Annotated in this window: 16 protein-coding genes; 6 read left to right on the top strand and 10 right to left on the bottom strand. The window is 55.8% G+C overall.

Features of this window, described 5'->3' with window-relative positions; all coding sequences use genetic code 11:
* Nucleotides 1-129: 129 nt before the first annotated feature.
* Nucleotides 130-375: a sulfurtransferase TusA gene (gene tusA / locus ACN0VL_RS09155; protein WP_417616641.1), complete on the top strand. Its 246-nt coding sequence runs from the start codon at nt 130-132 to the stop codon at nt 373-375.
* A gap of 76 nt (nt 376-451) precedes the next feature.
* Nucleotides 452-1,378, top strand: coding sequence for an AEC family transporter (locus tag ACN0VL_RS09150; protein ID WP_417616639.1), 927 nt, complete (start codon nt 452-454; stop codon nt 1,376-1,378).
* A gap of 51 nt (nt 1,379-1,429) precedes the next feature.
* Here the strand turns inward: ACN0VL_RS09150 and ACN0VL_RS09145 are convergent, their stop codons facing one another.
* Together ACN0VL_RS09145 and ACN0VL_RS09140 are read right to left on the bottom strand one after the other, a co-directional pair.
* Entirely contained in the window at nt 1,430-2,080 is a 651-nt protein-coding gene (locus ACN0VL_RS09145) for an OmpA family lipoprotein (protein ID WP_417616637.1), read from the bottom strand.
* Nucleotides 2,081-2,167: 87 nt separating this feature from the next.
* Nucleotides 2,168-2,743 (bottom strand): DNA-3-methyladenine glycosylase I, encoded by a 576-nt coding sequence (locus tag ACN0VL_RS09140; protein WP_417616635.1) that lies wholly within the window; start codon nt 2,741-2,743, stop codon nt 2,168-2,170.
* Between the two features lie 315 nt (nt 2,744-3,058).
* Here ACN0VL_RS09140 and glyQ point away from each other — a divergent pair, with 315 nt between their 5' ends.
* The 4 genes from glyQ to ACN0VL_RS09120 all read left to right on the top strand — a co-directional run bounded on the left by glyQ (nt 3,059) and on the right by ACN0VL_RS09120 (nt 7,945).
* Nucleotides 3,059-3,970 (top strand): glycine--tRNA ligase subunit alpha, encoded by a 912-nt coding sequence (glyQ, locus tag ACN0VL_RS09135; protein WP_417616633.1) that lies wholly within the window; start codon nt 3,059-3,061, stop codon nt 3,968-3,970.
* A 9-nt stretch (nt 3,971-3,979) separates the two neighbouring features.
* On the top strand, nt 3,980-6,049 hold the full coding sequence (gene glyS / locus ACN0VL_RS09130) for a glycine--tRNA ligase subunit beta (protein WP_417616631.1): 2,070 nt from the start codon (nt 3,980-3,982) through the stop codon (nt 6,047-6,049).
* 124 nt (nt 6,050-6,173) lie between these two features.
* Nucleotides 6,174-6,515, top strand: coding sequence for an antibiotic biosynthesis monooxygenase (locus ACN0VL_RS09125; RefSeq protein ID WP_417616630.1), 342 nt, complete (start codon nt 6,174-6,176; stop codon nt 6,513-6,515).
* 161 nt (nt 6,516-6,676) lie between these two features.
* The gene (locus ACN0VL_RS09120; protein ID WP_417616628.1) at nt 6,677-7,945 is read left to right on the top strand and encodes a valine--pyruvate transaminase; all 1,269 of its coding nucleotides are present in this window, start codon (nt 6,677-6,679) and stop codon (nt 7,943-7,945) included.
* Between the two features lie 107 nt (nt 7,946-8,052).
* Here ACN0VL_RS09120 and ACN0VL_RS09115 read toward each other — a convergent pair whose 3' ends face one another.
* The 8 genes from ACN0VL_RS09115 to bcsR all read right to left on the bottom strand — a co-directional run bounded on the left by ACN0VL_RS09115 (nt 8,053) and on the right by bcsR (nt 20,884).
* Complete coding sequence (locus tag ACN0VL_RS09115) at nt 8,053-8,478, bottom strand: Hsp20 family protein (RefSeq protein WP_417616626.1); 426 nt, start codon at nt 8,476-8,478, stop codon at nt 8,053-8,055.
* 286 nt (nt 8,479-8,764) lie between these two features.
* Nucleotides 8,765-10,441, bottom strand: a complete 1,677-nt coding sequence (ilvD, locus tag ACN0VL_RS09110; RefSeq protein ID WP_417616624.1) for a dihydroxy-acid dehydratase — start codon at nt 10,439-10,441, stop codon at nt 8,765-8,767.
* Between the two features lie 90 nt (nt 10,442-10,531).
* Nucleotides 10,532-14,002, bottom strand: coding sequence for a cellulose synthase complex outer membrane protein BcsC (gene bcsC, locus ACN0VL_RS09105; protein WP_417616622.1), 3,471 nt, complete (start codon nt 14,000-14,002; stop codon nt 10,532-10,534).
* Entirely contained in the window at nt 13,990-15,159 is a 1,170-nt protein-coding gene (gene bcsZ, locus ACN0VL_RS09100; protein WP_417616620.1) for a cellulose synthase complex periplasmic endoglucanase BcsZ, read from the bottom strand. The genes bcsC and bcsZ overlap by 13 nt, the downstream gene beginning before the upstream one ends.
* Nucleotides 15,122-17,329: a cellulose biosynthesis cyclic di-GMP-binding regulatory protein BcsB gene (gene bcsB / locus ACN0VL_RS09095; protein ID WP_417616618.1), complete on the bottom strand. Its 2,208-nt coding sequence runs from the start codon at nt 17,327-17,329 to the stop codon at nt 15,122-15,124. The genes bcsZ and bcsB overlap by 38 nt, the downstream gene beginning before the upstream one ends.
* A 20-nt stretch (nt 17,330-17,349) precedes the next feature.
* Complete coding sequence (gene bcsA / locus ACN0VL_RS09090) at nt 17,350-19,953, bottom strand: UDP-forming cellulose synthase catalytic subunit (protein WP_417616616.1); 2,604 nt, start codon at nt 19,951-19,953, stop codon at nt 17,350-17,352.
* Nucleotides 19,950-20,687, bottom strand: coding sequence for a cellulose biosynthesis protein BcsQ (gene bcsQ, locus ACN0VL_RS09085; protein ID WP_417616614.1), 738 nt, complete (start codon nt 20,685-20,687; stop codon nt 19,950-19,952). Before bcsQ ends, bcsA begins: the two co-directional genes overlap by 4 nt.
* Complete coding sequence (gene bcsR, locus ACN0VL_RS09080; RefSeq protein WP_417616612.1) at nt 20,687-20,884, bottom strand: cellulose biosynthesis protein BcsR; 198 nt, start codon at nt 20,882-20,884, stop codon at nt 20,687-20,689. Before bcsR ends, bcsQ begins: the two co-directional genes overlap by 1 nt.
* Nucleotides 20,885-20,907 lie beyond the last annotated feature (23 nt).

Genomic DNA, 20,907 nt, shown 5'->3' with positions numbered 1-20,907 from the left:
GAAAGACACCAAGTTGGGTCTGGTGTCTTTTTTACTGCACTCCTCACGGACTTTCCAGTTGACCATTAATTAAACAACTCTAAAATAGTCAGGCTTATTTGAAGGTAATGACTACAAGGTAATAATGTAATGACAGCTTCTGTTATCGATGCCCAGCATCACCTGGATGCCACCGGCTTGCGTTGCCCCGAGCCGGTGATGATGGTCCGCAAACAGGTACGCACCATGGCCGCCGGCGAAACCCTGTTGATCACCGCCGACGACCCTTCCACCACCCGGGATATTCCCAGTTTCTGCCAGTTTATGGATCACGCCCTGCTGTCCAGTCAGGTAGAACAGCTGCCCTACCAGTTTCTGATCCAGAAAGGCAATTGAATCACGGGGTTGGCGATATGACGCCCCCCTCTCTGCAGGTATACTGACTGTCAGTTTTCGTTTGGTAAGGATACCTATGCTCACGGTCAGTAATGCTCTCGGCCCCCTGTTTCTGTTAATTCTCACCGGCGTGGTGCTCAAACGACTGCGTTTCCCCGACCCTCAGTTCTGGCATGGCGCCGAGCGCTTTATCTATTTCCTGCTGTTTCCGGCCATGCTGATCAGCACCCTGGCTACCGCCGACTTCGGTCAGGTGGCCTTTGGCGGCATGATCGGCCTGCTGGCCGGTCTGCTCATACTGCTGGCCGCCGGACTCTGGCTGTTGCGCTATCGGCTCGGGCTGGATCTGCCCTCCTTCAGCTCGGTGTTTCAGGGCGCCCTGCGCTTTAATACCTATGTTGGCCTGGCCGGCGCCGCCGCCCTCTATGGCGAAGCCGGCATTACCGCCGCCGCCGTGGCCATTGCCATCATGGTGCCCCTGCTTAATGTCCTCTGCGTGCTGATGTTTGTCGGCTGTGGCGACAGTGGCCAGTCCGGGCTCTGGGGTGCGCTGCGGGCGCTGGCGAAAAACCCCTTGCTGCTGGGCTGCGTCATCGGCATCGCACTCAATGTCACTGGTATCGGGCTGCCCGGCTGGAGTCGAGACACCCTGGCTCTGGCCGGGCAGGCCGCCTTGCCGCTGGGACTGATTACTGTGGGGGTCGCGCTGCAGCTCAAGGCATTGCGCGGCACCGGAGCCGCATTCTGGCTGGCATGTACCATCAAGTTCGGCCTGCTGCCGCTACTGGCGCTGACGGCAGGTTGGCTGCTGGGGCTGAAAGATGTCGAGCTGGGTGTGGTGGTGCTCTTTACCGCCCTGCCTACCGCGACCTCATCCTATATACTGGCGCGGCAGATGGGCGGTAACGCACCACTGATGGCCGCCGTGATCACCGGCCAGACACTGCTGGCAATGGCGGTGTTGCCCTTGTGGATGTCGCTATTGGGCGCCTTGCAGCCATAAAAAATGCCCGCTTGTTAGCGGGCATTTCTCTCTCTACGTCAACCGAATGACTTAGGACATCGGGCTCAGGGTGATCTCTACCCGACGGTTCTGGGCACGACCTTCGGCCGTATTGTTACTGGCAACCGGCTGGTTGAAGCCAACACCACGAATGTTGAAACGGTTGGCGGCGGCGCCCTGGCTGATCAGGAACTGGCCAACAGAAGCGGCACGACGCTCGGACAGCGCCTGGTTGTGGCTGGCAGAGCCGGTGTTGTCGGTGTGACCTACCACGTTAACATAGGTCTTTTCGTACTCTTTCAATACCATGGCCACACCGCTCAAGGTGTTATAGAAGCTGGGTGACAGATCGGCACTGTCTACCGCAAAGGTAATAGAGCTTGGCATGTTCAGGATGATGTTGTCGCCATTACGGGTCACGCTGACGCCGGTGCCACGCATCTGGTCACGCAGTTTGGCTTCCTGTACGTCCATGTAGTAACCCACACCGCCACCCAGAGCGGCACCACTGGCGGCACCAATCAGAATGCCTTTCTTGCGGTCGCTGGAACTGGCAGATGCGCCGCCAATCACGGCACCGGCCAGGGCACCCAGACCGCCACCAATGGCGGCTTTGGACGTTTCTCTTTCACCGGTGTAAGGGTTGGTGGTACAGGCAGACAGTGCAAGGGTGGTAACCACGGCCAGGCAGATTTTTTTCATAATAGAGTTCCATATGTAGCAAGCACAAGTATGCCTCAATATAGCCTTGCTGACCCTGATCCACAAAGTTTCCTTATGGCTTAGGTGTCAACTGCTGACGTGATCAGGATGCCGATGGCAGCAGAGTAAGTGGTCGTTAACCATGCCGGTGGCCTGCATAAAGGCATAACAGATAGTCTCCCCCACAAAAGAAAATCCACGCTTTTTCAGTGCTCGCGCCATGGCCTGCGACTCGGGAGTGCGCGTCGGCACCTCGTCAGGCCCTGCCCAGCGGTTGATGACGGGACTGCCACCCACAAACTGCCACAACCAGTCACTGAAGTTGATGCCCTCTTGCTGCATCTGCAGGTACGCCCGCGCATTGGTAATAATGGAGCGAATTTTCAACCGGTTGCGCACTATACCCGCCTCCGGCATCTCCATGAGCCGTTCTACATCCTGCTCGGTAAAGGCGGCGATACGCTCTGGAATAAAGTCGGCAAAGGCGGCCCGGTAATTGGGAATTTTGCATAAAATGGTAAACCAGCTTAACCCCGCCTGCTGACCGTCCAGGCATAATTTTTCAAACAAGGCTCGACTGTCATACTCGGCCACCCCCCATTCGTGATCGTGATAAGCCTGATACCTGGGGTCATCGTTCACCCAGCTACAGCGCGTCAACATAGCAGCTCCTTTGATTCAAAATTTCGTCACCACAGAACCCTCGGAAAAATTAAGAGCGACAAGTTTTTAGCAAGGTAAACCTTACACATAAATATTTACCGTGCCGCTTTTGACCTATCTCTACTTCCGTGTTCTTCCGTGGATTCCGTGGCAACAACAGGTCTAGGTTTTGGTGCTCTCTCGTCCACTTCCCCTTCCCCCTCGCTCCTCACCCGTTCTCCACGCTAATTCAGCCTATATTCACATCCGGTCAGAAGGTATACTGCTAAGCCTAGTTTCACACTGCGAATGCACCTATATCAAGGCGCTAACATCATGCAAAAATTCGATATCAATACTTTTCAGGGCCTGATCCTGACCTTGCAGGATTATTGGGCCCAGCAAGGCTGCACCATAGTACAGCCGCTGGATATGGAAGTGGGTGCAGGCACCTCTCATCCCATGACCTGTCTGCGGGCCATAGGCCCAGAGCCCATTGCCACCGCTTATGTACAGCCTTCCCGCCGCCCCACCGATGGCCGCTATGGCGAAAACCCCAACCGGTTGCAGCATTACTATCAGTTCCAGGTGATGATCAAACCCTCTCCGGACAACTTGCAGGAGCTCTATTTGGGCTCGTTGCAAGCGCTGGGGCTGGATCCGCTGGTGCATGATATCCGCTTTGTGGAAGACAACTGGGAAAACCCGACCCTGGGTGCCTGGGGCCTGGGCTGGGAAGTCTGGCTCAACGGCATGGAAGTGACGCAGTTCACTTACTTCCAGCAGGTAGGTGGCCTGGAGTGCAAGCCGGTGACCGGTGAGATCACCTATGGTCTGGAGCGTCTGGCCATGTACATTCAGGGCGTAGACTCGGTCTACGACCTGGTATGGTGCGACGGCCCTCTGGGCAAGACCACCTACGGCGATATTTTTCACCAGAACGAAGTCGAGCAGTCGACCTACAACTTTGAGCATGCAGACGTGGATTTCTTGTTCGGTTTCTTCGAGCAATGCGAAAAAGAGTGTCAGCATTTGCTGTCACTGGACACGCCGCTGCCACTTCCCGCCTACGAGCGCATTCTTAAAGCCGGTCACGCCTTTAACCTGCTCGATGCCCGCAAGGCCATCTCGGTCACCGAGCGTCAGCGCTATATCCTGCGTATTCGTACCCTGACCAAGTCCGTTGCCGAAGCCTATTATGCTTCTCGCGAGGCACTTGGCTTCCCCATGTGTAAAAAAGAAGGATAAGGGATCAGCATGTCTAAACAGAATTTTCTGGTTGAACTCGGTACCGAAGAGCTACCGCCAAAGGCACTACGCAGCCTGGGCACCGCCTTTGCCGACAACCTTAAACAAGAACTGACCCATGCCGATCTGCCTTTTGCCGACGTGCACTGGTATGCCGCTCCTCGCCGACTGGCGGTTTACGTCACCGGTCTTGCATTAGCCCAGGCTGACAAGCAGCTGGAAAAACGCGGCCCTGCGGTACAGGCAGCCTTCGACGCCGACGGCAATCCCACCAAGGCCGCCATGGGCTGGGCCCGAGGCAACGGTATTGACGTGAGTCAGGCTGGCCGTCTGAAAACCGACAAAGGCGAATGGCTGGTGCATGTGGCCGACATCAAGGGCAAGGCCGCCGCCGAGCTCTTGCCCGCCATGGTCGAGCAGGCTCTTGGCCGGTTGCCGATTCCCAAGGCCATGCGTTGGGGCGACAAAAGCATCCAGTTTATTCGCCCGGTGCATACGTTAACCCTGCTGTTGGGCGATCAGCTACTACCCGCTACCATTTTGGGTGTGGATTCTGCGCGCACCATTCGTGGCCACCGTTTTATGGGCTCGCCCGAGCTGGAGCTTGCTCATGCGGATAATTACCTGGAAGCATTAGAGCACACCGGCAAGGTACTGGCCGATTTCGAACGCCGTAAAACCATCATCAAGGAAGGCGTGGCAAAAGCCGCGGCTGCCGCAGGTGGCATCGCCGATCTGGACGAAGAGTTGCTGGAAGAAGTCACCTCGCTGGTCGAGTGGCCTGTGGTACTGACCGCCAACTTTGAGAACGAGTTTCTCGAAGTGCCTGCCGAAGCGCTGGTATACACCATGAAAGGTGACCAAAAGTATTTCCCGGTCTACGATACGGCCGGCAACTTGATGCCGACCTTTATCTTCGTCACCAATATAGAGTCGAAAGACCCGAGCCAGATTATTAGCGGTAACGAAAAAGTGGTACGCCCTCGCCTGGCCGATGCGCAGTTCTTCTTCGATAACGACCGCAAAACCACCCTGGCCTCGCGACTCGAGCAACTGGACTCGGTGCTTTTTCAAAAGCAACTGGGTTCGGTACGCGAGAAATCCGAACGTATCAGTGCGCTATCGGGCTTTATTGCCACCGCTATTAGTGCCGATCAGGCGAAAGCCGAACGTGCCGGCTTGTTGTCCAAGTGTGATCTGGTCACCGACATGGTGTTTGAGTTTACCGACACCCAGGGCGTGATGGGCATGCACTATGCTCGCCACGACGGCGAAGACGAAGCCGTGGCGCTGGCACTGAAAGAGCAATATCAGCCACGTTTCTCCGGTGATGAGCTACCGAGCCAGGATATTTCTGCCGCCGTGGCCCTGGCCGACAAGCTGGATACCCTGGTGGGTATTTTCGGCATCGGTCAGATTCCCAAGGGCGACAAGGACCCCTTCGCCCTGCGTCGTGCCGCCCTGGGTGCACTGCGCATTATCGTGGAAAAAGGCTATAACCTCGACCTGCCTATCCTGATCGAGCAGGCCCGCGCCCTGTACGGCGACAAGCTGAGCAATGCCAAGGCGGCGGACGAAATCCTCGACTTTATGCTGGGCCGTTTCCGCGCCTGGTATCAAGATCTGGGCTATAACGTGGATGTCATTCAAGCCGTCTTGGCGCGTCGCCCCACTCGCCCGGCCGACTTTGACGCCCGCGTGAAGGCCGTCAGCCAGTTCCGCGAACTGGAAGCCGCCGCCGCCTTGGCCGCAGCCAACAAGCGGGTCGGTAATATCCTGGCCAAATTTGACGGGGACATTCCGGCTCAGGTTAATCCGGAACGGTTGCAAGATGAGGCCGAAAAAGCGCTGGCTGCTCAGTTAGCCGAATTAAGCGAGCGCCTGACGCCCCTGTTTGCCAACGCCGATTACAACAGCGCGCTGAACGAACTGGCGACCCTGCGCGAAAGTGTCGACAACTTCTTCGACCAGGTGATGGTGATGGCAGAAGATGAAGCGCTGCGCTTAAACCGCCTGAGCCTGCTCAATCAGTTGCGTAACCTGTTTCTGCAAATCGCCGATATTTCGCTGCTGCAGTAATGCCCCTCGCCTGTTGAGCCCCAAAGCCCCGCCGATGCGGGGCTTTTTATTTTCTGGCCTTACCAAAAGTCTCTCGATTTGTGTTACATATTAAGAGACTCGTTATGCAACAAGGAAAATGCCGATGATCAAAGTCATTATCGAACGTCATATCGCCGAAGGACTGGAAGATGCCTATCAGGAAAAGATCCGGGCCCTAATGCTGCAAATCACCGACAGGCCCGGTTTTCTGAAAGGCGATGCCTACCGGGATATCCATCAACCCAATCATTTTTATGTGATTTCCAACTGGGAGAACATAGGTTGCTGGGAGCGCTGGCAAGATTCTCCCGCCCGTCAGCACATGCTGAGCGAGCTGGCTCCATTTCTGGAAAGTGACGAAAAATACACAGTACTGGCACTCAAGGTCAGCTACGAAGCCCAACCGGCCAAATACGCCCGGCCGACCCAGACCTATTCCTATTAGCCCTCGTTAGCCCCGGTTCCATCGCCTTTAGGTTCCACTTTTGCATGCAACATAAAGGCGATAGCACCGCCGAACCGACGCCCTCCCCCGGTCGACACCAGAGACGAGATCGGATAACGTGAGACGTTCTCTCCACTTTTTTCTTTTTGGTAAGTTATCTCATGGAATTTTCAACGTTTGGCCAAAAATTCACCCGTCACGCCGGTATTACCCAACTGATGGATGACCTTAATCAGGGTCTCACCACACCTAACACCATCATGCTGGGCGGCGGTAACCCGGCGGCCATTCCTGAGGTACTGTCCTATCTGGACAACCAAGCCCAACTGCTGATAAAAAACGGCGATTTAATCAAGGCCATGGCCAACTATGATGGCCCACAAGGTAAAGACGCCTACATTAATGCGCTGGCCAAGCTGCTCTCTAACGAGCTGGGCTGGTCGATTGGACCGGAGCACATCGCCCTGACCAATGGCAGCCAGACCGCCTTTTTTTATCTGTTCAACCTGCTGGCCGGCGAATTTGCCGATGGCCGTAAAAAGAAGGTGTTGTTTCCATTAGCGCCGGAGTACATAGGTTATGGTGACGGTGCCTTGAGTGAAGATCACTTTGTGGCCTGCAAGCCCACCATCACGCGGCTGGAAAATGGGTTATTCAAGTATCACGTCGACTTCGATCACCTGGAAGTCGGTGACGATATCGGTCTGATTTGTGTCTCTCGCCCTACCAACCCCACCGGCAACGTGCTGACCGATGAAGAAATCATGCGCCTCGACGCCATCGCCCGGGAAAAAGGCATTCCCCTGTTGATTGATAATGCTTATGGCATGCCCTTTCCCAATATCATCTTCAGCGAGGCCAAGCCCTTCTGGAACGATAACACCATTTTGTGCATGAGCTTGTCGAAACTGGGCCTGCCCGGCGTACGGTGCGGCATTGTGGTGGGAGCGCCCGAGTTGATCAAGGCCATGACCAATATCAGCGGTATTATCAACCTGGCGCCGGGCAGCATGGGCCCGGCCATGACCTTGCCCATGATGGAAAACGGCGATGTCATCAAGCTCAGCAACGAGGTGATCCGCCCCTTCTATCAGACCAAGGCACAACAAGCAGTACAGTGGCTGCAAGAAGCCATTACCCTGCCGCAGTTTCATATCCACAAGCCGGAAGGTGCCCTCTTCCTGTGGCTGTGGTTTGAAGACTTGCCGATACACAGCCAGGAACTGTATGAGCGATTAAAGCAGAAGGGCTTGTTGATCGTACCCGGGCATTACTTCTTCCCGGGCATTACCGATGAGCACTGGCAGCACAGCAAAGAGTGTATTCGCCTGAACTATGCCCAGTCCGAAGCAGACGTACAGGCAGGCATCAAGATCCTGGCCGACGAAATTTACGCCATCTATCAAGCGCCCATTTCTGGTAAGGAGTGAGGTAAAGCGTGAGGGGGGTACACCGCCTTACTATTTACCACTCACTGTAAGCCAAACAAAACGCCGACCCTGGGGTCGGCGTTTTGTTATACGGGTTGTCGTCTTATTTAGCTGGCCTGGCCGATAGCAATATTTTTCGGCTTGGCGGCTTCCGGTACTTCTCGTACCAGATCGATATGCAACAAGCCATTTTCCATGTCGGCGCCCGTTACCTTAACGTGGTCGGCCAACTGGAAGCGACGTTCAAACCCGCGCTCGGCAATCCCCTGATAGAGATAATTTCTCTGTAATTCAGGCTGCTCTTTGGTGCCTTTTACCGTCAGGGTATTTTCGTGACTGGTAATTTCCAGGTCCGCTTGCGCAAAACCGGCTACCGCCATCGAAATACGATAGTGGTCTTCACTGAGCAACTCTATGTTGTAAGGCGGATAACCGTTGTTACTGCTGCTGTTGTTGGCATTTTCCATCATGGACGCCAGACGATCGAAGCCAATGGCAGTACGGTACAGGGGAGTAAGATCAAAACGTGACATAATAATATCCTCTAATGAGCGATGTTGGTTTGCTCTCCAATATGGACGAGCCTCATACAAGACAATCTTGGAGTCCTCTGTCGAGCGACTCTCTGCCTCACTAAAGATATAAGGCCTGACCCAACGGCTTTCAAGAGCCGATAGCGGATTTTTTAGTCAAAAAAAGATCCCGCAGGATCTTTTTTCTTAATCGGTTAAGTGTGAGGAGTAAGGTGTGAGGCGTAAAATACATGCCTGAACATTCGGTATTTCCTCCTCACGCCTCACTCATTTCCCTTCACCTGACTCACAAATCATCGGTTACCGCGCCGGTTGAGGCCGAGCTGACCGTGTGGGCGTACTTTGCCAACACGCCACGACGATAACGAGGCGCGGGGGCCTGCCACTGGGCCAGGCGAGCCGTTATCTCGGCGTCAGATAATTGCACTTCCAGCTTATTGGTCTCGGCATCTATGGTGATGATGTCACCGTCTTCCACTACCGCCAGCGGCCCCCCTTCCTGGGCTTCCGGCGAGATATGCCCGACCACGAAACCGTGGCTGCCGCCAGAGAAGCGACCGTCGGTGATCAGCGCCACCTCCTGACCCAGGCCCTTGCCCATAATCGCAGAGGTGGGGCTGAGCATTTCTCGCATACCCGGGCCGCCTTTGGGGCCTTCGTAACGGATCACCAGCACATCACCGGCTTGTACCGTGCCGTCGAGAATGCGTTCCAGGGTTTCTTCTTCCGAGCTGAATACCCTTGCCGGCCCGGTGAAGGTCAAACCTTCTTTACCGGTAATTTTTGCCACCGAACCTTCCGGTGCCAGGTTGCCATACAGCATGCGCAAGTGGCTGTCTTTCTTGATGGGGTTATCGAGTGGGCGAATAATGGTTTGCCCGACCGGATAAGGGGCCACCGCCGCCAGGTTTTCGGCCAGGGTCTGGCCGGTCACCGTCAGGCAGTCACCGTGCAGCAAGCCTGCATCGAGCAAGAGCTTCATCAGCGGCTGTATGCCACCAATGGCCACCAGTTCAGACATCATGTAATGACCACTGGGGCGCAAGTCCGCCAATACCGGCACTCGCTTACCGATACGAACGAAGTCTTCCAGGCTCAACTCAACGTCAACGGCATGGGCCATGGCCAGCAGGTGCAGTACGGCGTTGGTCGAGCCCCCCAGGGCAATCACTACCGTAATGGCGTTTTCAAAGGCCTGCCTGGTCATGATGTCGGAGGGTTTGATGTCGTGTTCAAGCAAATGGAGCACAGCGGCGCCTGCATCCTGACAGTCTTGCAGCTTGTGATCAGAAGTGGCATTTTGCGCCGAGCTGTTCGGCAGGCTCATGCCCATGGCTTCGATGGCCGAGGCCATGGTGTTGGCGGTATACATGCCACCACAGGCACCCGGGCCAGGAATAGCCGTGTCTTCTATTTGCTTCACTTCAATCAGCGACATATCCCCCTTGGCATGGGCGCCCACCGCCTCGAATACCGAGATGATATCGGTGTGATTGGTGCCCGGCGCTATGGTGCCGCCATACACGAATACCGACGGCCGGTTAAGCCGCGCCATGCCGATGATGCAACCGGGCATATTCTTGTCGCAGCCGCCGATGGCCACCAGACCATCGAAGCCTTCACAGCCGGCCACGGTTTCAATGGAGTCGGCGATGACTTCCCGCGACACCAGCGAATACTTCATGCCGATGGTCCCGTTGGCAATACCATCGGAAATGGTAATGGTATTGAAGATGATGCTCTTGCCACCTGCCGCATCGGCACCGCGACCCGCTTCAACGGCCAGCTTGTCGATGTGCATGTTGCAGGGAGTCAGGTTACTCCAGGTAGAAGCAATACCCACCTGGGGCTTGTTGAAGTCTTCGTCCTTAAAGCCCACCGCACGCAACATGGCGCGCGCCGGTGCCTTGGTTGGCCCATCTACGACCTGACTGGAATACTGACGACGTTTATCCTTGCTCATAGATGCTGTCCTTAATATGAATTTTAAATGTAAATATTGCTCTCAGTGTACCAGCCTGGTTATAAACAGATACCGGCAGCCAGTCACTTCTCAAAAATCACCATAAGGAATCAAAGGTCTGGGCGGCATATCCAGATCCCCCTGCCAGCCACCAAACGAATAACGAACATAGAGCAAGCCGTGGCTGGGTGTGTAATCCTTGGCTTGTTGAATATCCATGGCGGCGCCAATAAACCAGTGGGAAGTCAGTCTACGCTCAACGACTGCATTCAGGGTATACCCAAAGCCACTGCTACTGTCGCCGGCTTCAACATCGTTGTTGAAACCATTGCTAAAGTGCTTCGCGTCGAGCAGTCCGGGCAAGGGATAAGGGCGCTGGTCTTGAGTGACGGCTCGCGACCAGGAAGCCGACCCTGATAGGTCCCAGGACCAGTTATCGGTACGTTGGCGATAACTCACAGGCAAGGCAAGTGAAAGGTACCGCTGCGGACTGTAGTAGCCCCCCTGACCTAAAGTGTAGCCACTTAGATCTTTTTGGTATTGCCACCACATGCTGTTCAAGCCCAGGCTGAACCGGCGATGATCTTCATTGATCAGCTTGTAGTAATAGCCCCCCATTAGCCGATAGCGCTGGTTATCCGCGACATTTTTACCGGTCAGTACACCCAGGTCCAGGTTGCCCCACACCCCGTGCGCTTCACCCTGGTCATAACTGCCACTTAACTCCAGCTGGGTCACCCTGACTCCCCCCCACACCTGCTTGGTCACCGGGTCTTCAGTACCGGAAAAAGACAGTAAGGAGCTGGTAATGGGTCTTCGAGACACTCCCAGCTCCCAACCGATATCACGCCAGTCATCATTGTAGCTTAAGCTTCCTACCCAATCCGTGACGGCAAAACCCATGGGAGTGGTCCCGATATCACCCTGCCATTGCTCGTTTTGCCACCCCATACCCAGGCTGATGCCTGCGGCGGTTTGATGATGATCGGCATTACAAACTCCATCCTGACAGGTGGCGAAGGATTCCTCATACACCCCTTGAGAAAAGCGGCCCGCATCCATGTGCACCACATCGGTACGCATGAATGCCTGCCCGTTCCACAGTGGGGTATCCAGCTGCAACATGCTGACATGGGCGGTTAAGTCCGAGTAGCCGCCACTGCCGCTTGAGCGTTGATAATCCTGATTAAAGGTCACGGTTGTATCGTATTGTCGATACAGGTCGGCCGCGTCGCTACGAATGCTTGTGGCCAGCCAGTCATCTGTTAACTCAATACGCGTCAGTCGAGTAAAATCATCGTTACTTTCGGCCGGCGCTTCACTGAGTCCACCAAGCTGCATGGCTTGGCGATAGTCGTCCAGCGCCTGTTGCGGCTGCTGACGCTGCCGGGCAAGCCGTGCCGCATCCCGCCACCACAGGGCGGCGGTGGGCGAAGGCGCCTGCTGTACCATCTGTGATTGCTGTTCGGCAAACAGCTGCTGTGCCAACGCCAGCTCTCCTACTGCCGCCCAGGCATTGGCGATACGGCGTTGGCGATTAAAATCGGGAGTTTGCGAGGGTTCTGTTACAGGCAAGTCACGCAACTTGCGTCGTGCTGCGGCCCATTGTTGAGTGGCAAGCAAGGCTTCGATCTCGCCCAGACGAGCATCGCCGTTGTCCGGATCTTGTTGCAGCACCTGACGATAGCCGGCCAGTGCCACTGCGGGTCGATCATCTTCCAACGCCCAATCCGCCAACACAAGCTCAAGTCTCGTGCCGGGCGGTTGTGCTGCGAGTAAAGCCCGGGCCGCCTCATTATTACCTTGTTCGCGCAAACGCTGCGCCCTGGCCAGTCGCTGATCTTGCTCCAACCGAGCGGCCAGGTCTCTGATATCTTGATCCCACCGCGCTTTCGGCAAGGTCGCCAACTGCGCCAGCGCCGCCGCCCCTCGGTTGGTCGAAGACAAGTACAGTGCATGGGCATAATGTTGCTGTGGATCATCCGGCAATCGAGCCATGAGTTCGGTAAAGACCTGATCGGCGGCGGCTGGCCTGTGAGCCTGGCGCAAAGCGTTGGCCAAACGATAGCTTAGCCACACATCATCAGGCGTAAACCGGCGCGCCTGTTGCAAGTGCTCGACGGCGGCGTGCCATTGCTGCGCCTGCTCTAAGGGAGTCGCTTGCTGTTGCAGCAGCTCGCTGCGCAGCCTGGGCTCATTATCACCCAGTACTCGACGCTGGCCCCGGGATAACTGCGCCAGAAACTGCTCGGCTCGCACCAAAGACTGCTGGCGATAGAGCTCGAACAGTCCGAGCAAGGCGCTGCTATTCAGTGCATCTCGAGTGAGAGCCTGGCGAAAGTGGCGCTCGGCCTGAGCATACTCATGGTGCGCCATGGCCACTTTGCCCAATCCCAGCCAGCCGAAACTGTCCGTGTTATTCAGGTAGGTGGCCTGTTGATAATATTGCTGGGCTTGAGTGAGTTGCAACTGCTGTAAGGCGGTATCACCTTGCTGGATCAACAACCAATAACGGTTGCTCGCCAACAGGTTTTGCCATTTATTACGATTATCATCATCCGGATCCGCCAGTTGCACCGCCTGTTCAAATAGCGAAATGGCTCGGCGCCGCTGATTGGTTTGGCTATAGGCCTCCGCCAAGCCGCCAATAATGGCCACATCATTCGGGTAAGCCTTTCGTGCTTGTCGCAACAAGGGAATCGCCGCCGCCCCCCGCCCCCGGGCAACAAGGTCCAGGCCGCGGCCCCTGGCGCGAAACGCCGGGTTGGCCAATAAGCTTTGCTGTTGCTGCAGCAATGCTTCTACCTGCGGCAGCATGCTGTCATCACCGAGTTTGGCCAACTGCTGCAGCTGAGCCAGGCTTGCATCGCCGATGGGCATTGCCTTAATGTGCGCCAGCCAGCGCTCACTGGCCTGCAGCCGAGTTTCGGGCTCGGCTATCAGCTGTTGTAACAGCTTCATCCCTTCGGCGAACTGCTGATTATCAAATAATAAATCAACCAATACGGCTTGCAGGTTAGCATTGGCTGGGTAACGCTGATTCAGGGCTTGCAACGCGTTGATGGCCTGGGTTTGTTGGTCGGGAAAACGAGCCGCCAGTCGCCAATACTCCACCGCCAGGTCGAGGGTCGGGAAATCCTGACCGAATAATGCCTGATAAGCGTGCTGCGCCGCGGCCAGTCGCCCCGCAGCCGCCAACAGTCGCGCCTGTTGCAGCTGCTGGCGTCCCGCGGAGGAACTTAATAACAGGGCGTTGTTGGCCTGACGATAGGCTGCTGAGTCAGGAGCAATTTGCGCCAGCTTGTCTAGCTGGCGTTGCGCTTGCTGAATGTCGTCTTGTCGCAAGGCCAGCCGGACTTTTGCAGCCAACAGTTGCGGATGATCCGGGGCAATCAGCTCGAGTCGATGCAAAGACTCCTGTACCAGGGTATCGCGATAGCTCGCCTCTCCCAGCCGTACCTGTTCCAGCAAGAATTGCTCCGGCGCTACCGCCGCTTGCGCCACCGGTAACCCGCCCAGGGCCAGCGACCAGCCCAAGGCTCGTAACATTATTTTTTGCATGTCTGATCCCACACCACCAGTTCTCCAGCCCCATTAAAGCGATAACGCCCCTGGTTCCAGCCCTCGCCGAACAATCTCAGCACAGTGTTGTAATACGCCTGACTATCGAGCTCGGCATTTACCAGGCGCTGGCGCAGCAGCGACGCCGTAGCAGTGCCCTGCAAGAAAGGTAACAAGGCGGCAGAAAACCCCACCGGCCCCACCCCCGTACTTTCACCGGTGAGTGCGTTGACCTGTTCGGGCACCCACCCTTGTTTTGCCGTTAAATCGGCCATGGGCTGCAGATGCGCCAGCAAGGCCTCTCGATGAAGGGCGTCAGCGGCCAGCATGCCAAGCCAGAGGTAACTGCGTATCGCATCATAGCTGCCATTACTGCCTGTCTGGGTATCCGGCTGCCAGCCCAAAGAGGCATGCCACACTATCCAGTCCGGCACCAACCCCAGGGGGGCTGCCCCCACCAGCAAGCGCCGATAGCTTTGTTGCATCTCCTGCCAGGGGCCCGTCAATGAAGCAAAGCGGGCTAACAATTGCGGTGGCAAATAGCTGGGGTTGAGCTTCCAGCTCTCCTCTTTGACAAACCCCTGCTTGCCGGGCAACAGCATTACCCCCAAACCCGGTATGTCGACCACTTCTTCCCGGGCTATGCGCTGAAGTAACAAAGTGCCCAGCACCTGATAACGGCGGTTTTTCCACAGCCGCCCCGCTTCCAGCAGGTCGTAAGCCAACCATAAGTCGGAGTCGGCGGCAGAGTTGCTGTCTAGTACGGTCCATTGCTGCTGTGCGTTCTTCCCCCACAGCCAGGCGGGTAAACGAGCCGTCAAGTCCCCCTTGGCCAGATGATCTTGCGTCCACTGCAATAGCCGTTCAAAAGCCGCTTGATCATCGGCCACCAGGGCGAAAAACATGCCATAGCTTTGCCCTTCCGAGGTGGTTATTTGCCGCTCGTCGGCGGGATCTATCACCCGCCCCTGTTCACTGATATAAGCCTGTTTGAAGTGTTGCCAGGCCGGCCAGTCACATTGCGCCAGGGCCTGGCCTGGCCAAAGCCCGACTGCCAATAACCCGACACCCAGCACCCAGTGTTTCAACAGGGCGGCAGCAAAGGGCTGCTTGCGCTGGTTATTCACCGCCTGACAAACGCCTGCGGCCGACGGCACGTAATACTCGCCATAACACCAGTACCATGAACAACACACTCAGGGCGGTAAAAGTGGCCACCCACACCGGATGGGGCGACAAGGTATACCAGATGCGCTCCCACCAGGGTAAATAGCCGACATAGTAAGCATCCCCCACTCGTAGACTCTGCACACCCGACTCACGAATGATAGAGACAGAGCCAGACAAGGCCGCCCGCTGCTCTTCATCGCTTAGCGCCGTATTCAGTAATTGATAGCCCTCGGGGCTATCGGCCAACAGGGCCACAATACTGCGCTGTTCAAAAAACGGCGACTGAAAGCCAACCATGGCCGCCAGAGGGCCATTGGCATCCAGAGTTATTTTGTTTTCCGGCTTGTCGTCTATTGGATCTGGTTTTAACTCCGGCCGTAATAAATCCCGTGCCGGCGTTTGTACCCAGCTTTGGCTGGCTTCAAACAACAGATGAATATTTTTATCATCACGCAGCTCTTCTGGAATGGCACCCAGTAGCAAGATATCCAGGTCTTTGTCTTGTTGCTGCTGCAAGTCAGCACTCAACTGCACGCCCAGCGCCGGATAACCGGTATCTGCACCGATGGAACCCAGCACATTCAGCAAGGTGCTAAGTTGCGCCGGATTGGGGGCTGCTTCCAGCACGATCAGTGTTTGCGATAGATCTGCCAGCCTGCTGAAGGGGAAGCCTGCGTTGGCAAACACCCGCAGGTTAGGCATGGCAATAAAATGGCGATAACCCGAGAAGTCGACGGTCGAGCTGCCATCCATAATCACTTCATTAGGGATCAGGCGATAGGTCTCACAGCTTTCTGGGGTGCCGCCCATGATGGGGTTCGCATAATCAAAGTTAAAGCTGAGGCGGTTGCTCATGCCCAGTTTAAGGCCGGGTACGGTCAGCCGATCATCACCGGAGGCGTTGGGTAATAATTGTAACTGCAGCAAGGCCTCCCCGATTTGTTGTTGAGGCTGCAACCTGTAAGAGCGTAAAAACTGATTGTTCAGATTCACGGTCAAACGCGAGCCATCCTGTGTTTTTGGCGGGGTATAACGATATTTCAACTGCATGGCGATGCCATTATCGCGCGCCATAAACAAATCAGGTGGCAGGTTCAGGGTAAGCGCTATCGGGTTCGGATCTATACCGTTGGCCTGTAACTGACCGGGGTAACTTTGCAACTCGGTAAAAGAGACGGGTCGGTCGGTACGAATCCAGTTAGGTGCGTCATAGGGCTGACGAGGAAGTAACGGCGTAATATCCGTCACCCCCACCGTTTGGCCACGAAACAGAATGTTACCCTGCACGATACCGCGCACCGCTTGCAGCACGTCTTGATTATCACGCCCCAGTACCAGCAGCAACTTCACAAACGGCAGCTCAGGGTGGCTGATCATCTCAATGGTAGGCTCGCTAACGTGCGGGTAGTCTTGTAAAAAATCCGGCCTTTGTTCATTCGTTGCAAACACAATGCCATGGCGATCAGGCAGCTCATTCAACAAGGCAGGGAACTGCTGGCCTCGCCACTGTGCCTGGGCACCAAACCAGGACGCCAGAACCGCCGCCGCCTTTTGCTGGACTAAGCCGGGAGTCGCGGCAAACACCATGGGCAACAACAGTGGCTGGTTATCCCGGCTGTCAAAAAAAGGGGCCGGAAAGTAAGACAGATCATTGGTCAGCGGCAAGGTCTGATACTGTAACGACAAGCCACTGTCACTGGCCACATCCAACCACAGGGCACTGTGGGCCGGGTTTTCACAGCGGCGCTGGTAGTGCCCGATAAAGTCGAGCTTTACCCGGTTGAAGTCTTTAATGTATCGCGAGTCCAGGGGGATTTGTACCTGGCTGCGCCGCCCCAGCTGGTCAGGCGTAATGGACACCACCCCCATCATTTCATCATTAAGATACACCTTCACCTGAGACTCTGTCGGCAACAGTGCCGGGGAAGGTGTAAACGTCAAATTGAGCATGGCGCTGGACACTACTTCGTCACTGCGCACACCAAACTCTATGTAGCCGTGCGGATCGACACCGCGCAATACCAGACTGCCATCTGACGAGGGCAACGATTGCTCAAAGCTCAGCTCGGCGGTTCGACTCGGCGCCGCATGAGTTGCAGCAGGATCCGCCAACACCTCGGCATAAGCGCTGCCTGTCGTACTGATTATCGCCAGCATAATTAAGGCCGTTATGTTTATCATTGTTTCCTCAACAAGTTTGCTTCTGATAAGTACAGGGTTTTGTTTGGCATCCGCGGGGCAAAAGACAACAGCCAGGTACACACACGACCCAGCTCCTTAAACAGCCAGCGCAGCGGCCGTGGTAAATAATGGGGGACTTGGCAAAAGCCACTCCACCCCAACAGCAGCACATCACTTAAACTGGCCATGGGCCTGTCACGACGAAAGTCTTCTTGCCAGCGTGCCCAGGTATCGGCTCGCGCAAAGGTAGCTTGAATAAATTCAATGTGCTGTTCACGAGTTAAATCCATTAATTGCAGACCAGCTCCCGTGTCGGTCAAACGCATCACGGTTGCCGAAAAGCTGCACTCTCTGTTTCCTTGCTTAAGCAATAGGCTGACGGTTTCTCCGGGCTGCAGGCTCACGCCGGTCGGCAGCGAAATTCCCACACCGCCGTCTGAGTAATCGCGTAGAGTACAGGAAAACAGGTGGCCGCCTTGACGCATAATGGCAGCCGGCAACGCGATATCGACCCGGTGCGACTGGCGTACCTGTTTGCTTTCGACCGATACCGCTATCGCCCCACCCAGGATCAGTAAATTAAACAGCACCCACGCCATACTCATGATAACGGTGGGTATTTCGACTGCCTCACCATAAGAGAGTCGCCAGATGCCAGCCGCCAATCCGGCCATATTCAGCAAAATTAAAATCAGGTAAGGCCGACTGATCCCCCAGTCCACATGCGTGCTGTCAACCAAGCCGCCTTTGGCGGTCACGTTAAAGGTCCCCTTGTGGGGATTAAACAGGGCCACAGTGGTGGGCCTGGCGATATACCAGGCCAGGACGCTTTCGTAGATCTCACTCCAAAAGGAGTAGCGATATTTACCCTGAATTCTCGAATTAGTCAGGTTGCCATGCACTATGTGGGGTAACACGTAGAGTGCGATGGCCAGGGCGGGAGCATAAATAATGTAGGCGTGCAGTAACAAAAACGCCAAAGGCGCGGTCAGGAAGATCAGGCGGGGAATGCCGGACAAAAAGTGCAGCATGGCATTGGCATAGCAGAGCCGCTGGGTCAGCTTCAGGCCCTTGCCCAACAAGGGATTGTCGAGCCGGAAAATCTGCACCATGCCCCGCGCCCAGCGAATACGCTGACCGATATGGGCAGACAGGCTCTCGGTTGCCAAGCCCGCCGCCTGGGGAATACGAATATAGGCCGAGGTGTAACCCAGGCGGTGCAAACGCAGCGAGGTATGCGCGTCTTCGGTCACGGTTTCCACCGCAATACCGCCCACTTCATCCAGGGCCGAGCGACGAATAACCGCACAGGAGCCACAAAAGAAGGTGGCATCCCACATATCGTTACCATCTTGCAGCAGACCATAAAACAAGGAGCCTTCGTTGGGAGTATGACCAAAGCGCCCCAGGTTGCGTTCAAACGGATCGGGTGAGAAAAAATGATGCGGCGTTTGCATCATGGCCAGCTTTTTGTCTTTAAAAAACCAGCCCATGGTGAGTTGTAAAAAAGTGCGAGTAGGCACATGGTCACAATCGAAAATCGCGACAAACTCACCACTGGCTTGTTTCAGGGCATGATTAAGATTGCCCGCCTTGGCATGCTCATGAGTGGGTCTGGCAATATAATGCACTCCGGCCTCGGCGGCGAAGTCGCGAAACTCAACCCGATCACCGTCATCCAGCAGGTAAATATTAAGCTTGTCTTGTGGCCAGTCGATGCCCAGGGCCGCATAAATGGTGGGCTTAACCACACTGAGTGGCTCGTTATAGGTGGGCACCATAATATCGATAGTGGGCCACTCGTTGATCGGCATCGTAAGCGGTGTGGGCTGGCGATGCAGCGGCCACAGCGACTGAAAATAACCCAGTACCAGCACCAGCCAGGCATAGGTTTCTGCCGCCAATAGCAGTAAACCAAAAAACAGGCTAAGCCCATCGTCCCAGTGTAGTGTTGAGGTGTAACGCCACCACAGATAACGACAAGATACCAGGAGCGACAGCATGATCAGTAACAGCCCGGCAAAACGTCCGGGCAAACGACGCACCACCATGGCCATGAGCCACAGCACCAGCACAAACACCAACTGCGTCTTCAGTTCAAACGGCTGGGTCACACAAATTAAGGCCAGTATTATGGCCACGACTATCATGAGCCCCCGCACCACAAGGCGCAACCGCTTGGGCGCCCAACTCAACATGCTGCTCGATGCCCGAGAAGATGATGTGGCATGGGGTGCTGCAGACGGCTGCTGCCACTTGATGATCAGGCGCTGGCGTAGTGCCAGCATCCGCCCCAGCCATACCGGCGGCGCCTGTTTTACCGGGAACACCAGCAGCAACCACAGGCTTTGCACCAGATAGCGTAATCCGTCGGCCAGCCTGGGACGTGTTGCTGACACCTGAGGATACCAAACGCTCGCCTGGCGACGCAGCACTTGCCACTGTGGAGACTCAAGACGAAACAACAACCAGGCCAGGCTCACGCCAATGCAGAATACACCGGCAGCCGCAGCCGAGCTGCCATGCCGGCGAGAGCTGCGATAGTGTTGTGACAATATTGCCAGTCCTTGGCTGAGCTGCGGTCCCATGATTCCTTTCACTCGGACTCCTTGCCCACATGGGCCAGGCACCAGCCGGCCAGTACATTGAGCTCATCGGCGACCAGGCTCACCGCGCTGTACTCGCCTACCGGCTGCTTTGCCGCCAACGACTCAGCCATTGCCTCATCACGGTGAATGGACAGTGGCAGCATAGCGGTTAAATGCTCACGCCAATATTGCTGTAAATCTTGTTGCAGACGGCTATTCGGCATCAGCTGATTAAGCAGTAATCGCGCCTTGGGCGCCCGGGCTTGCCGATACAAACGAATGTGGTTATTGGCATCGGGGGTTAATACGGTAAATAGCGCATCCGCCACCGCGCGCCATTCTTTCATGCCCGCAAACTCGGTGTCGGGCAAGTCCAGCAGCAACCAATCATAATCGCCACAATCTCTCAGCTGTTTAAGATAATGCAGCCACGGCTCGGGCGCCGCCTGATGCTGTAGCAACCAGCTGGCATATTCGGCCTCCGTCAGCTGACCAAATGGCAAGAAGTCCAGGCCATCACAATACCGCAGTGCCTCCTGATGCCAAGTGCGGCCCGCCAGCTCGGCCTGGGCCCAGCCTCCCGCCAACGCCTGCGGACGATTAAAGTGCAAACCTAGCTGATTATGAACACAACAGTCGATCACCAGTACCCGCTCACCGAGTTGGTGCAACGCCCAGGCCAGGCCAGCAGTAATGGAGGTAGTGCCCACCCCTCCCCTGATTCCCTGCAAAGCGATAATGGCCATCAGCTTGCGTCACTCCGAGTTAAACAATACTCGGTCAATAGCGGCCAGCGCGCTTCAATATCAGCGAGCTGCTGTTGTTGATTAATGTCCTGATACTGCAACTCGGGCAACGCCACCAGTCGGCTCAAGACACTGATATCGTCTTGCGCCGTCTCAGCCCAGATCTGCTTGCTGTTATCGAGTGCCTGATGTTTCATGTGTTCCTCATTTATAAGGGGCC

This window comes from Oceanisphaera sp. (genome assembly GCF_048268965.1).
Taxonomy (GTDB): Bacteria; Pseudomonadota; Gammaproteobacteria; order Enterobacterales; family Aeromonadaceae; genus Oceanimonas.
This window is presented reverse-complemented; position numbering and strand designations above follow the sequence as displayed.